Source organism: Bacteroidales bacterium (genome assembly GCA_023228145.1).
In the GTDB taxonomy this organism is placed as follows: domain Bacteria; phylum Bacteroidota; class Bacteroidia; order Bacteroidales; family CAIWKO01; genus CAIWKO01.
On the sequence record JALOBU010000014.1, the window covers coordinates 49,601 to 63,969 of the forward strand.

10 protein-coding genes are annotated in these 14,369 nt (G+C 36.2%); 8 read left to right on the forward strand and 2 right to left on the reverse strand.

Annotated features, from left to right (window positions below; genetic code table 11):
• Positions 1–52 precede the first annotated feature (52 nt).
• Positions 53–1,531, reverse strand: coding sequence for an ankyrin repeat domain-containing protein (locus M0R16_08495; protein ID MCK9612926.1), 1,479 nt, complete (start codon positions 1,529–1,531; stop codon positions 53–55).
• Between the two features lie 257 nt (positions 1,532–1,788).
• Between M0R16_08495 and argS the strand changes: the two genes are divergently transcribed.
• Positions 1,789–3,579 (forward strand): arginine--tRNA ligase, encoded by a 1,791-nt coding sequence (gene argS, locus M0R16_08500; GenBank protein ID MCK9612927.1) that lies wholly within the window; start codon positions 1,789–1,791, stop codon positions 3,577–3,579.
• 57 nt (positions 3,580–3,636) lie between these two features.
• Positions 3,637–4,044 carry a hypothetical protein gene (locus M0R16_08505; protein ID MCK9612928.1) on the forward strand — a complete coding sequence of 136 codons (408 nt, stop codon included), beginning with the start codon at positions 3,637–3,639 and terminating at the stop codon, positions 4,042–4,044.
• A gap of 3 nt (positions 4,045–4,047) precedes the next feature.
• Here the strand turns inward: M0R16_08505 and M0R16_08510 are convergent, their stop codons facing one another.
• On the reverse strand, positions 4,048–7,248 hold the full coding sequence (locus M0R16_08510; GenBank protein MCK9612929.1) for a M4 family metallopeptidase: 3,201 nt from the start codon (positions 7,246–7,248) through the stop codon (positions 4,048–4,050).
• Between the two features lie 114 nt (positions 7,249–7,362).
• Between M0R16_08510 and M0R16_08515 the strand changes: the two genes are divergently transcribed.
• The 6 genes from M0R16_08515 to recN all read left to right on the forward strand — a co-directional run bounded on the left by M0R16_08515 (position 7,363) and on the right by recN (position 14,322).
• The gene (locus tag M0R16_08515) at positions 7,363–9,243 is read left to right on the forward strand and encodes a sulfatase-like hydrolase/transferase (GenBank protein MCK9612930.1); all 1,881 of its coding nucleotides are present in this window, start codon (positions 7,363–7,365) and stop codon (positions 9,241–9,243) included.
• Positions 9,244–9,344: 101 nt separating this feature from the next.
• A complete protein-coding gene (bamD, locus tag M0R16_08520; protein ID MCK9612931.1) occupies positions 9,345–10,184 on the forward strand; it encodes an outer membrane protein assembly factor BamD in 840 nt (279 codons plus the stop codon).
• Positions 10,185–10,204: 20 nt separating this feature from the next.
• On the forward strand, positions 10,205–10,540 hold the full coding sequence (locus tag M0R16_08525) for a DNA-directed RNA polymerase subunit omega (GenBank protein MCK9612932.1): 336 nt from the start codon (positions 10,205–10,207) through the stop codon (positions 10,538–10,540).
• Positions 10,541–10,552: 12 nt separating this feature from the next.
• Positions 10,553–11,752: a bifunctional phosphopantothenoylcysteine decarboxylase/phosphopantothenate--cysteine ligase CoaBC gene (coaBC, locus tag M0R16_08530; GenBank protein MCK9612933.1), complete on the forward strand. Its 1,200-nt coding sequence runs from the start codon at positions 10,553–10,555 to the stop codon at positions 11,750–11,752.
• A 3-nt stretch (positions 11,753–11,755) separates the two neighbouring features.
• The gene (locus M0R16_08535) at positions 11,756–12,661 is read left to right on the forward strand and encodes a DUF4835 family protein (GenBank protein MCK9612934.1); all 906 of its coding nucleotides are present in this window, start codon (positions 11,756–11,758) and stop codon (positions 12,659–12,661) included.
• An 8-nt stretch (positions 12,662–12,669) separates the two neighbouring features.
• Positions 12,670–14,322, forward strand: a complete 1,653-nt coding sequence (gene recN, locus M0R16_08540; GenBank protein ID MCK9612935.1) for a DNA repair protein RecN — start codon at positions 12,670–12,672, stop codon at positions 14,320–14,322.
• The last annotated feature ends 47 nt before the right edge of the window (positions 14,323–14,369 follow it).

Sequence of the window (14,369 nt, forward strand, 5' to 3'; positions counted from 1 at the left end):
TTGAGATAGCCTCTTCTCTATCTGATAATGAACAGAGTTTTGTAAGAAACAATTACATACCCTTTGATAATAGAAATCCTGCTATTTCTTTTTGCCCGACTTCCAAAGCCCATGCAGAAGGGTTATATTGATCTTTGTATTTTATACATTCGTAGGTAAATGCCCCAGATGTAACACTTCCACCCAATGTTTTAACAGTATAGTCCGGGTTAAATTTCCATAACATTTTTTCGGCTAATAATTTCACAACCTCCATGGAGCCGGCTTCAATTGCCCAATATATTGGTGTTTTCTTTGTAACGGAAACCAGGCAATTTAAATTCACGTTGTCGGGAATGTTTTGTGGCCTTACTGCAACATAACCCTCAACTCCAATATTTATGTCTGCGCCTTTTTCGATCAGATAGGCAGCAATGTCAGGTTTTTTATTTCCTAATGAGAGATTCAAAGGTGTGTAGTTTTCGCCTCCTGTTAAGTTTTGCACATTCATCAATGACATGCCTTTGGCCTTGGTGTTAATGTCGGCACCTTTTTCCACAATCAATTTCATCAGTTCCAGATTACCTACCTCTGCTGCCTGGCAAATAGGAAATATTTCGGCTAAAGATTTATCTCCGGAGTGGTACTTAATTGGAATTTTTGGATCTGCTCCGTTTTGTAAAAGGACTTTTGCAATGGAAATTTTCTTGTAATATAATGCCCTTCCGAGAGCGTTAAACCCGTATGTAGTATTTGCGTCATTTACATCTAATCCTTTTTTTAATATAAGCATTAAAATATCTTCAGCTTTTCCGCAGCGTGTTTCATCAAGGTTTTTGAACCAATCTGGCAATTTCATTCCATAAGTAGTTTCAAAGGTCTGGTGTTGTGATTTCCAACCATCGATCCTCACTTTCGGTTCTTGGGCAGAAGATGCGAACGAATAGATTAAGTTGCCGTTTTCGGCATCTTTAACATCTGTTTTTGCGCCTGCATCAAGCAATAATTTCACGCACTCCACGCAATTAGAATTTGCAACAGCATATTGCAATGGTGTTTCAGTTTTATCCGGTGTTGCAGGTCCTGCTTGTGCAATGAGGTCTTCGTATGATTTTATCATCAGTTTATTTGCTTTCTTGCCTTTTGCCTTTTCATCGTCTAACAGTTTCTGGTAAATTTTGACAGCTGCATTACCCGGGATGATAGTCCCTTTATTGACATCTGCCCCTTTGGCAAGTAATAATTTAATAACGTCAACGGAATAATAGACTACTGCATTGTATAATGCACTGGTATTACCCTGGTTAGGGTCGGCGCCGTTGTCAAGAAGATAGGTAACAACTTCAGGCCACATAACGGCATATCCCATCGGAACCTGTCCGGCAGCATCCATCTGGTTCACATTGGCGCCCGCACTGATGGCTGCCTTCACGCCATCCAGATTGCCTTGTTTGCATGCTGTAATCAGGTCTTCCTGAGGGCCTGCCACACTGATTTGTATCATGGCAAAAAACAGCAGAACGCTCGAGAAAAATTTTACTACTTGTTTCATAAAATAAAAAATTTAATGATGTTTACTCTTTTGGCTTTTCAACTTATGCCCCCCGATTCATCCTGCCGGGGCAGGTGGTTTTTTGTGGTTTCTGGGTTCCACTTATTTTAATGATATTTAAAATTATTTGACAAAAATAACAGCTAAAAATAATTTATGCAAGTAAAAGATTATTTATTTTTATCTATGCAGATATGTTCATTTTTTAGTATGGCTTTTTAAAAAAAATTTTATGTAAGTTTGCTTAAAAAAAATTGATGCTCGAAAACAAACTGATAAATACTACGACTGATGCCATTGAAATTCTTTACAGGCAAAAGATTGATAAATCTACTATTAATGTCCAGAGGACTAACCTTCAGTTTCGTAATCAGGCCGACTTTACCATCATGGTTTTTCCTTTAGTGCGCTTTTCAAAAAAAACACCAGAACTGACTGCTAACGATTTAGGCGATTACCTGAAAGCACATCTAGACTTTGTTCAAAATTACAGCGTAGTAAAAGGTTTTTTAAACATAAAAATAAGCGATATATACTGGCAGGTTTTTTTAAAAAATAATTATTGTGATGCTTCATACGGAATCAATCAACCGGATGCTTCAATGCCCCCGGTACTTGTTGAATTTTCATCGCCCAATACAAATAAACCACTGCACTTGGGACATATACGCAACAATCTTTTAGGTGATTCGGTTTCACGAATACTGAAAGCCAACGGGAAGAATGTGGTACAAGTTAACCTGGTTAACGACCGCGGCATTCATATTTGCAAATCTATGCTGGCATGGTTGAAATGGGGCAGAGGTGAAACCCCGGAAAGCACAGGGCTGAAAGGTGACAAACTGGTGGGTAAGTATTATGTGGAGTTCGATAAACATTATAAATCTGAAATTGAGAAGTTAAAAAGTGAAGGCATCACTGAAGAAGATGCTGAAAAAAAAGCACCTCTGATGCTGGAAGCACAGGAAATGTTAAGAAAATGGGAGCAAAATGATATTGTAGTAAGAGCTGTATGGAAGAAAATGAATTCATGGGTATATGAGGGATTTAAAAAGACTTATAAACAGCTGGGTATTGCTTTCGATAAAACCTATTACGAATCGCAAACTTATCTTCTTGGAAAAGAAATTGTGAATAAAGGGCTTGCTGCCGGTGTATTTAAACAAAAAGAAGATGGCTCCGTTTGGGTTGATTTAACCAGCGATGGATTGGATGAAAAACTTTTGCTGCGTGCCGATGGCACTTCTGTGTACATGACACAAGATCTGGGCACTGCCTGTTTGCGATATGATGATTTTGCTCCTGAAAGAATGATTTATGTGGTAGGAAACGAGCAAAACTATCATTTTGAAGTATTGAAAAAAGTTTTATTAAAAGCTGGCTACAATTGGGCGGAAAACATAATACATTTTTCATACGGTATGGTAGAACTTCCCGAAGGAAAAATGAAATCACGTGAAGGAACCGTAGTGGATGCTGACGATTTGATAGATGAAGTTACTGAAACAGCAAGGCAAATTACTATGCAGCTTGGAAAAATTGAAAATTTTGAAAGTGAAGAAGCTGAAAATCTCTTTAAAATAATAGGTTTAGGCGGATTGAAATATTTTATTCTGAAAGTGGACCCTGTTAAAAATATACTTTATAACCCCGCTGAATCTGTTGACTTTGAGGGAAATACAGGGCCTTTTATTCAATATACCTATGCACGAATACAATCTCTGCTGAGAAAAGCTGAAAGAAAATCAGAAACGTTCAAATATTCTGAAATACCTATTTTGCTCGAAGAGGAACGTGAACTTATATTATCATGCTACGATTTCAAACGGGTTCTTACTTTAGCTGCTGAAGAGTTAAGCCCTGCGCTAATAGCAAATTATGTTTACGAGCTCGCAAAGCTGTACAACCAGTTTTATCAATGTATTCCGGTGTTGAAAGAAACAGAAGAAAACAGGAAGAATTTTAGGCTTGCATTGTCATTGTTTTCAGGCATTCTTATTAAAAATTCAATGGAATTACTCGGAATAGAAGTACCCCGAAGGATGTAGGTGGTAATCTTAGTATTAATAAACTTATCAATTAATTATATTAAACAAAAACCATAAATGAAGACAATTAATATTTTGATTATCATGGTATTATTAGTTTCAAATTCTTGCAAAACGACATATCCCCAACATTCTTTTACGATAGGCAAGGGAGGGGGCATTACGGGGAAATATGATGTTTTTCTAGTAAAAAAAAATGGAGAAATCTTAAGGTATAATAAAGAATATCCAAAAGATTTCATTAAAAAGATGAATAAAAAAGTAACAGCAGAAATATTTAATGAATTTAACAACTTAAATATTTCTGAAAAGAATATTTCACATCCCGGGAATATGACCTCTTTTATCCGATATGAAAGCGATGGAAAAACTTATGAAATAAAATGGGGAGGCCCCGGTTATGAACCTCCCCAAGATGTTATAAGTTTTTTTAATAAAGTTTGGGATATAATTAAGTTGAAATAAACTTTATTGTTTTATTACCTTGCTGTTATAAATCCCCGTCCCTGCTGTTACCCTTATAAAATATAATCCATCTGGTAGCTCTTTAAGATTCATTTTGTAAAGGTTCTGTCCGTTTATTGCATTTTCGTTTTTCATAGATACCAACTTTCCTTGTATATCAAAAAGTGCTATTGCAATCTGTTGTTCAGTGTTTGAGAAAAGGTCAATATGAACTTGCTCACTTACGGGATTGGGATATACATTAATATAATTATCAAGGCTGATATCCTGGAAGCCTTCATAGGAAAGCTGATGGAACCCAACATTATCCAAATAAGCGTTATCCATAACAAAAAGAAGTGTGTCTTTTGAAATATTGCGGGATTCAAAAGTAACGGTAAACTGTGTACCCGCATAAGAATCCATGTTAATCCAATAGGTAACAAATGGGTCGGTGCTTGCTGAAGTGGGATTGTATGTCCCGCCTATTTGAATAGAGTCATTAACAAGCACCCTGAAATTACTTGCCATACTAAAGTCCATTCCATCGCCAAGAAACATTTCATAGGCCGTCTTCCCGAAAGTCTGCTTCAGGTCGAAGTTAAGGTATGCGTGGCTCCAGGCAGTAGCATCAACACAGAAAGTTATTTTCGCAGACAGGAACTCATTTATTTCCCAGTTGTTTCCACCATCGGGGAATTCAAGCAGGGTATAGTATTCCATCGCATTTCCACCTGTCATTCGGAAACCTTTTGTTCCGGAATTTGGGTTACTGGCTGCAGAAGCTACACCGGCATGTGCTTGTGAACCGAGTGTAACAAGAAAATTTCTGATGGTGTTTGCTTCTTCAAAAGTTATCATGGTGTCGGCCAGTGCAAAAGGATTTTTAATATTTGCCATACTGTAAAGGTCGTTGTTGTTCATACTGTCAATCTCAAAATTTGTCTTTGCCCTGATGGTATAAATATTAGGTTCTGATAAATCTACAGGTGTGGAAAAAGTATGATAAATAACAGAATCCGGGAAAAAGTCGTAGGTAGTAGTAATTGTATCATTTACCCAGGTAACCCCGTTATCAACAGTATATGCCACAGGTATTTCATTGCCAGCGCCCAGGAATTCACATCCGAAAAAGCTAACCTGAATGGTTAGGTCTTCATCATTTGACATAAAACATTTTGAAGCGGGTTCAAGAATACCTGTAACGCCTACGTCGCTGTTTTGATAAATCTTATTAATAAATGAATAGTCCTGAATAGTATCATTCATGCTAATGGTATCGTTTTTATAACTTACCCAGCATTTAATGTGATGCGTTCCTATAACATGAACATCTGCTTGTTCCGAAAAGGTAAAATTTAGGGTATCACCTCCATTAAGGTCAGCAGTAAGTATCAATGTGTCATTAACAAGAACACCGCCATCAGCCTGATACCCGAAAAATACAGTATCGTTAGCCAAAAGAGGTAACATGCAGCCATTGTAAATCGTCCTTACAGAGACAGTTTCGTTTGTCATTCCACAGGCAGTAACGGGTTGGGTAACTCGGTTAGCATACAGGTCGTTATCTGCTACCATCATCCCCAATCCTACTGCGTACCAAGCATTGGCTGTTTGCATCATTTCTTCCGAGCAGTTACCAAAAATATCAATAGCAGCCTGTATGGTTGCAAGGCGGGCATCGTAAAACTCGGATGTGCTTGTCAGATATACTGAAAGAGCTCTGTAGGCAATAGAATCGGATTTTCCAAATCCGATGCCATGAACATTATATGCATTACCAAAGTCATTAATTCCGCTTCCACCTTCGGTAAGCAAATAAAACCAGAAATTGCCAATGCTGTTATTTAAGTGAACTCCGCCATTATCCATGGTGCCTGAATACCAATGTGTGCCATGGTAAGTATCCGGCTGGTCATCTTCGTTGGGGTCTGACATGTTTCTGAAGCCATTGCCTCCTGAAAGGTCGAAATCTTCTCCAACAAACCAGTCAGCCAGAGCAGGTGTGGCATAGAATTCAACAGCAGCCGAAAAAATATCGCTGAAAGCCTCGTTTAATGCACCGGGCTCATTTTGATAAACAAGGTTGGCAGTATATTCGGTCACTCCATGTGTAAGCTCATGTGCACAAACATCCAATGCAGTAAAAGGCCCTTGTGATGTCCCGTCACCATCTCCATAAGTCATGCGTGTACCATCCCAAAATGCATTAGCATAATCCTCATCATAATGCACATAGCTTAATAGTATGGAGCCATTATCATCATAGCTGTTCCGGCCATGCATATTCTGGTAATAATCGTAAGTTTGCTCTGCACCAAAATGTGCGTCAAGAGCCACTTCATCTAATTCTGTATTAGTAAGGTCCCAATCAGTATCAGGATGAGTGAAATCAACGGCTGCACCGTAGTTTGTCCCGGTGTTAAGGTCATATGTTTCAACACCACTACGGCTGGTTTCTCTTAGGCGATAAGCGCCTGGTCCTGTAGAGTCAACTGTTATATTCTGAACTCCGCTGAACTTAGTGTGAGCAACAGCAGGAACATCCGTTACATGGATACGTTCAAGAGTGTGGTAAATATTTCCGTTGAGCGCATCAACATAAACATATTTATGAGATAAGGGTTGAGATGCGTAAATATTTACTTTATATGCTAATATATATTTGGAAGCATCTTTGCTGAAATTTTTATCAATATAAACTAATTGGGCTTTGGGATAATATGTGGCTTGTGGGTCTTTTTTTGCCCTTTTTATCAATGCTTCATTTTCCTGAGATTCCCACATATAGGTTTCTGCATTAGTAAAAGAAATAGCCTTGTTAATAGCATCTTGCGGAGATAATGAAGGGGTGGATACCGTATTAATACCATATATGATATTTCCATTTCCACTAACGGCTTTTCCATTTTTGCTGTGAATAATAAATTCAGCTCCTTCAATAGGAATATTTTGACAATATTGCTGATAACGTTGGTGTGTAAAACCAAGTTTATCGCTTTCTGTTCTGACAGCAATCATCTGTTCGTTGTTTGTTAAGCCGAACTCCCCTTTATAAACATTAAAAACATTTGACGGATTAATGTTTTTATCTTCATGAAATTGTATCCATCCGGAAGGTGCTGTAATAGTTGCTATTTTAGTAATATTTTTACTGATTTGAGCACTGGCAGTAACGATGGCCAAAAACAACGAAATAATAAAAGCAAAAGAAATTTTTCTCATGATAAAATCATTTTTTAGTTTATATTAATTAAAAGAATAACTACAAAAATAAGAAGAATTGTTTTACATAAAAATTTTTAACTTATAACGTAATATTATAATTTTGCAGAAGCTATGCCTAAAAAGACTTTACAACGGCAGATAATCATTTCTTTTCTGAAACAGTTCCTGTTTTGGCTTGTTATTTTTAACATTTTACGCGTAATTTTTTCTTTCTACAATATAAATTTTCTGAAAGGAGTAACTTTCATCGAATACATTGGCGTTTTTTGGCATTCTCTGCCTCTTGATATTTCTGCAATATGTTATATTATGGGGTTGCCTTTTATTATACTTATTATACAAAGTTTTTATCAAACACGTTGGATAGAGATACTTAATAAAATTTATGTATTTATTGTTTTATTTTTGGTGATTTTTATTGCAATTGCTGAAAGCGGAGTTTACGGTGAATGGAAAACCAAACTTCATTATAAAGCATTGATGTATCTGATAAATCCCAAAGAAATTATTGGTACAGCTCAAACCTGGCAACTTATTGTATTTGCTATTGCCTTACCTGTTCAACAAATATTGTTTTACTTACTTTATTTGAAAGTTTTTTATAAAAAAATTCAAGCCACAACAAAAAATCACCTTTTTTCTTTTTTATTTATTATTCTTATGCCTGGTTTATTATTTCTTGGTTTAAGAGGAGGGGCGAAGCAGATACCAATAAACCAGAGCCAGTCATATTATTCTCATCATGAAATATTAAACAATATTTCCGTAAATTCTTTATGGAATCTCGGTCGTAGTATAATAGATAATTACAATTTGATTCACAAAAACCCTTATGAATATTTTAAGTTGAGTGAAGCATGTGAAGAGGTGGATAAAATGTTCAATGTTGCCTCAGATAGCATTATTAAAATATTAAACACAAACAGGCCTAATATTGTTTTCTTTATCCTTGAAGGATGGTCAGCGGACCTTATTGAAAGTCTGGGAGGAGAAAAAGGCATTACACCTTTTTTTCATGAACTTGAACATGATGGAGTTTTATTTACGAATATATATTCAAGTGGCACACGCTCTCAGGAAGGGATGGCAGCTATCTTCAGCGGGTTCCCGGCGCAGACAATTACTACAATAACATCACAACCTGAAAAATACAACAAACTACCCTCGCTGAATAAAAGCATAAAGCAAGAAGGTTATTTCTCTTCATTCTATTTCGGAGGCCAGCTTATTTACGGGAATATCAAGAGTTACATGATGTATAACAATTTTGACAGAATAATTGAGGAAGAGGATCTTCCTTCAAATTTGCCCAGGGGAAAACTTGGAGTGCATGATGAATATACGTTCCCCTATTTTCTGAAAGAAATTAACAGGCAAAAACCACCATTTATTACCTGTATTTTTACATTAAGCACACATTCGCCTTATGATTGCAATATGCCGGAAAATTTTACATGGCCTGAGTTTGAAAAAAAATATGTGAATGCTGCATTTTATGCGGACAATTGCCTGAAGAATTTCTTTATCCTTGCTAAGAAACAGCCGTGGTACGAAAACACTCTTTTTGTGTTGATATCTGACCATAGCCATAGTTCTTACCGTAACCATAGTTATTACTCACCCGACTATCATAAAATAGTTTTGATGTTTTGTGGTGATGTGATTAAAGAGGAATATAAAGGAACTATAATATCAAAAACCGGCTCGCAAACCGACCTCGCAAAAACCCTATTAACGCAACTTGCTATTCCATCAGATAGTTTTTCGTGGAGCAAAAACCTCCTGAATCCCGCAAGTAATGAATTTGCTTTCTATGCTTTTAACAACGGCTTTGGTTTTGTCAGAAAAGGAGCGGAAATATGCTATGATGCCAATTTAGAAAAAACTGTTTTGCTGAAAATTGATTCGGTTTCTGTTTATACAGAAAGTGAATTGTTAAAGCAGGCAAAATCATACATGCAATGCAGTTTTCAGCAATATATGGATTTTTAATTGGCAATAGAACCAAGTCCTGAATAAATCTTTGAAATTCTTATACAATAATTATTTAAGGAAAAAAGTTATTCTATGCAAAAAAACACTAATTTTGCACCATGAATCACTTTGCAAAGAGCATTACTTTCTGCATTCTGCTATTGGCAGGTCTTTTGTTGAATTCATGCAGCGAATACCGTAAGGTTGTAAAAAGTTCAGACCTGAGATTGAAATACAAAACAGCCCTTGAGCTTTATGAGAAAGAAGATTATCACCGTGCCATGCAGCTTTTTGATGAATTGCTTATTTATTACCGCGGCACCGATACATCAGAGAAAATTAATTTCTATTACGCTTACTGCTATTATGGCGAAAGCGATTATCTGCAGGCGGGGTATTATTTTGCAAAATTTGCAGCCACTTTTCCAGCCAGCAGATATGCCGAAGAATGCAATTATATGTCTGCTTACTGTCAGTATTTATATTCCCCGGAATATGGCTTAGACCAAACCATTACCATTGATGCAATTAAGCAACTGCAAATTTTTATTAATTCTTACCCTAAAAGTGAACGCATCGCTAAATGCAACGAACTTATTGATGAATTAAGGGGTAAACTTGAAAAAAAGGCTTACGAAATTGCAAAATTATATTTTAAAATCGAGAGCTACCAATCCGCATTTATTTCTTTTAATAACCTCCTAAAAGACTATCCTGATACAAAATTCAGGGAAGATGCATATTATTACATGCTGACATCAAGTTTTTTTTATGCACAAAACAGTGTTGAAAGGAAAAAGAAAGAGCGCTTTGAACTTGCCCGCGATTCGTACAACTCACTATTAAATGCTTTTCCTGAATCAAAATATTTAAAAGATGCTAAATCCGTTATGAAAAATATTGATAAGGAATTATTAAAAATTGATGAAAAAGAAATGAACAAAACAAACAGTTTATAATCAATTAATAAAATCAAAAAATGGACATTAAGAAATCAAAAACAGGGGCGTTGGCCGTTACAAGAAACATTAACGATTTTGTTAAAGAAACAGGTAACATTTACGAAACAGTGGTTATTCTCTCAAATCGTGCAAACAGAATAGCTTCTAACCTGAAAGAAGAACTGAATTCTAAAATTGAAGAATTCTCATCGACCACTGACAACCTGGAAGAAATTTTTGAAAACCGCGAACAGATTGAAATTGCCAAGTATTATGAACGTCTTCCAAAACCAACATTAATAGCAGTAAGTGAATATTTAAATAGCAAATTATATTTCCGCAATCCGCTTAAAGAAAATCCTACAGATTTTTAGAAGTAAAAAGCTATGCTTAAGGGAAAAAAAATAATAATAGGTATTACCGGCAGCATTGCTGCTTATAAAATTCCCATTTTAATTCGGCTGCTTATTAAAGAAGGTGCAATAGTTCAAATAATCATGACACCTGCAGCGAAAGATTTTGTAACCCCGCTAACACTTTCAACTCTATCTGGAAAGCCGGCGCTTTGTGAAGGGTTCAACAAAACTGACGGAAGTTGGAACAGTCATATAGAACTGGGAAACTGGGCTGATATTTTTCTCATAGCCCCGGTAACAGCAAATACTTTAGCGAAAATGGTTTCAGGTTTAGCGGACAATCTTTTAGTCGCTACATATCTTGCAGCAAAATGCCCTGTTTTTTTTGCTCCGGCTATGGATACAGATATGTACAAACACCCTTCGACTCAAAAAAATGTTAAAACACTTTGTTCTTACGGAAATTACCTTATTAAGCCACAAGAGGGCGAACTGGCAAGTGGCTTATGCGGTGCAGGCAGAATGGAAGAACCTGAGAAAATAATAAAAATAATTGCCGAATACCAAAAAAAAAAAGAAGATTTTAAAAACAAAAAAATTTTAATTACAGCAGGCCCTACCTGCGAAAATATTGACCCCGTAAGGTTCATTAGTAATCATTCTTCAGGGCTTATGGGTTTTGAGCTTGCCCGTGAATGTGCTGAAAGAGGGGCAAAGGTGTCATTGATTACAGGCCCTGTCCATATTAGCATTTCTCACCCAAATAACCATCTTACAGAAGTAACTTCTGCTGCAGAAATGCATAAAACCTGCCTTGAGAAATTTCAGCATGCCGATATCACCATAATGGCTGCAGCTGTTGCAGATTATACACCGAAGATGCAGGCCAAACATAAAATAAAAAAAGCATCCTCTCATTTAAGTCTGGAGCTTGAAAGAACTTCCGACATTCTTGCTGAGATGGGCAAAAGAAAAAAAAACAATCAGTTTCTTGTTGGGTTTGCACTCGAAACCGAGAATGAAACCGAAAATGCCATTAAGAAACTAAAAAATAAAAACCTTGACATTATCGTTATTAATTCTTTGAAATACAAAGGGGCAGGTTTCGGGCATTTAACAAATAAGGTATCTATAATGGATAAGGCCTTAAAAAAGAAAAATTTTGCACTTAAATCTAAAAGAGAAGTGGCTATTGATATAGCAAACGAAATCAAATTGTTATACAAATAACTCATGAGAAAAACTATCGTATTTTTAATTATCATTTTGCAATTATCTTTTTTCGTCCATGCTCAGGAATTGTTTTGTAATGTTAGTGTAAATTCATCACAAATAAGCGGTTCGGACAAAACAGTTTTTGAAACTATGCAAACGGCTATAAGGGAGTTTCTCAATAACAGAAAATGGACGAATTATAACTACAGGCAGGAAGAAAAAATTGAATGCACTTTTTTCTTTAACATCACTGAAAGAAGCTCTGATGTTGACTTTAAGGGTACATTACAGGTGCAGTCACGCCGCCCAATATTTAATACTTCGTATAATTCCCCTATGTTAAACTTACTTGATAAAGACATTTCTTTTAAGTACATTCAGAACCAGACACTTGACTATGATGATAACAATTTTTATTCAAACCTTACTGCGCTGATTGCATATTATGCATATATTATTATTGGACTTGATTTTGATTCTTATTCGATGAAAGCCGGAGTCCCTTATTACACAAAAGCTCAGAATATAGTTACCCTTGCACAAAACACAGCCGATAAAGGTTGGAAGTCTTTCGAAAGCAGAAAAAACAGGTACTGGCTTGTTGAAAACCTCCTGAATGACTCTTATGGAGGTTTTCGAGAATGTTTATACTTTTATCACCTCAAAGGGTTTGATAACATGAAAGAAAATATGGTAAATGGAACTAATTCAGTTATTACTGCTATGGAAAAAATGCAATATGTAGTAAAACAAACCCCCAACCTTTATTACGCCAATGTTTTCATGGACACCAAGAGGGATGAGATTATCAGCCTTTTTTCCCAAGCTGCAGCTACAGACAAACCTCGTATTGTGAATATTCTTAAAGATATTGATCCTGCCCATTCCAACGATTATAATACAAAAATTCTAAATGTAAAGTAAAGCGTACTATGCTTAAGACGCTTCACATTTCAAACTATGCCTTGATTGACAACCTGGAGGCAGAATTTTATCCCGGATTCTCTGTTGTTACAGGAGAGACAGGGGCGGGGAAGTCAATAATATTAGGAGCTTTTTCCTTAATATTGGGGCAAAGAGCAGACGCTCAGGTACTGACTGATAAAAAACGCAAATGCATCATTGAAGCAATTTTTTTTGTTGAAAAAGGTTTTGCAGCAGATTTTTTCACATTTCAAGGATTGGATTTTGACACAACGCTGATACTTCGCAGGGAAATCAATCCTGAAGGCAAATCAAGGTCTTTTATAAACGACACTCCTGCATCTCTGGCACAACTGAAAGAACTTGGCGACAAACTAGTGGACGTACATTCACAGCATCAGACACGCATGATAAACACCATGGATTTTCAGATGCTTGCCATAGATGATTATGCAGGCATTTCCGATAAGGTCAGGAAGCATGCAGAGGAGTTCGCAGCAAGCAACGAAATAAAAAATGAATTAGTACGCCTGATGGATTTAGAACAGAAATCTAAAAACGAAGCAGATTTTTTTAATTTTTTATATAACGAACTCGAACAGTCAGCATTGAAGGAAAACGAGCAACCAAGCCTTGAGCAGGAACTTGAGATGCTCAACAATGTTGAACTAATAAAATCTACATTGACAAAGACTCTTTATGCTCTGAATCAGGAAGAAAATAATATTCTGCAACAACTTGTTAATATTCAGCAACAGATAGCATCTTTATCAAAATTTGATATTAGCCTGGAAGAGAATTCCAAAAGAATGCAAAGCCTGAATATTGAGTTGAAGGATATTGTTTCAGAATTGGAACACACAGAGGGAAAAATATTCTTCAACCCGGAAAGACTTGAAACCGTAAGCCAGCGTCTTAGCGAAATATATCGTTTACAGCAAAAACACAAAGTATCCTCTGTGAAAGAATTGATTGACATAAAAAATGAATTAGATAGTAAATTGCAACATATTGCTTCGCTGGAAGGAGACATTGAAAAACTTAAGAAAAAAATTACTTCAAAAGAAAACGAATTACAGAAATCTGCTGAAAAAATTTCTTCGGCCCGCAAGGCAGTATTCCCCGAAATTGAACAAAAACTTGTGAACATGCTTCAGATGTTAGGCATTCCTAACGCGAGAATAAAAATACAGTGCATTCAATCGGGGTTTATGAAAGAAAATGGGTTAGATGAGATTAGTTTTACTTTCAGTGCCAATAAAGGCTCCGAACTGAAAGAATTTGAACGTATTGCTTCTGGAGGGGAACAGTCACGACTTATGTTGGCAATTAAATCTCTAATCTCAAGAAAAAAACTCTTGCCAACCATTATTTTCGATGAGATCGATAGCGGCGTATCCGGCGAAATAGCCTCAAAGACCGGCTCCATTATGAAAGAGCTTTCAAAAGATATGCAGGTGATAGCAATAACTCATTTACCTCAAATAGCAGGTAAAAGCGACTATCATTATCAGGTTTTCAAAACTGAAGATGAAAAATCAACCTTTACTCATATGAAAGTTCTAACCAAAGAAGAGAGGATTGATGTTCTTGCAACTATGCTTAGCGGCAATAAAATTACGGATGCTTCCATAAAAACAGCCAAACAATTGCTTCATTAGAGTAAAAACATAACCTGCCTTATTTTCATAATAAAGCAGGTTACGTG

What these genes read in the sequence shown, in the direction of transcription:
- M0R16_08535 (MCK9612934.1), top strand. Translation starts at nt 11,756, where the DNA reads ATGAGAAAAACTATCGTATTTTTAATTATCATTTTGCAATTATCTTTT.
- M0R16_08515 (MCK9612930.1), top strand. Translation starts at nt 7,363, where the DNA reads ATGCCTAAAAAGACTTTACAACGGCAGATAATCATTTCTTTTCTGAAA.
- bamD (MCK9612931.1), top strand. Translation starts at nt 9,345, where the DNA reads ATGAATCACTTTGCAAAGAGCATTACTTTCTGCATTCTGCTATTGGCA.
- recN (MCK9612935.1), top strand. Translation starts at nt 12,670, where the DNA reads ATGCTTAAGACGCTTCACATTTCAAACTATGCCTTGATTGACAACCTG.
- argS (MCK9612927.1), top strand. Translation starts at nt 1,789, where the DNA reads ATGCTCGAAAACAAACTGATAAATACTACGACTGATGCCATTGAAATT.
- coaBC (MCK9612933.1), top strand. Translation starts at nt 10,553, where the DNA reads ATGCTTAAGGGAAAAAAAATAATAATAGGTATTACCGGCAGCATTGCT.
- M0R16_08495 (MCK9612926.1), bottom strand. Translation starts at nt 1,531, where the DNA reads ATGAAACAAGTAGTAAAATTTTTCTCGAGCGTTCTGCTGTTTTTTGCC.
- M0R16_08510 (MCK9612929.1), bottom strand. Translation starts at nt 7,248, where the DNA reads ATGAGAAAAATTTCTTTTGCTTTTATTATTTCGTTGTTTTTGGCCATC.
- M0R16_08505 (MCK9612928.1), top strand. Translation starts at nt 3,637, where the DNA reads ATGAAGACAATTAATATTTTGATTATCATGGTATTATTAGTTTCAAAT.
- M0R16_08525 (MCK9612932.1), top strand. Translation starts at nt 10,205, where the DNA reads ATGGACATTAAGAAATCAAAAACAGGGGCGTTGGCCGTTACAAGAAAC.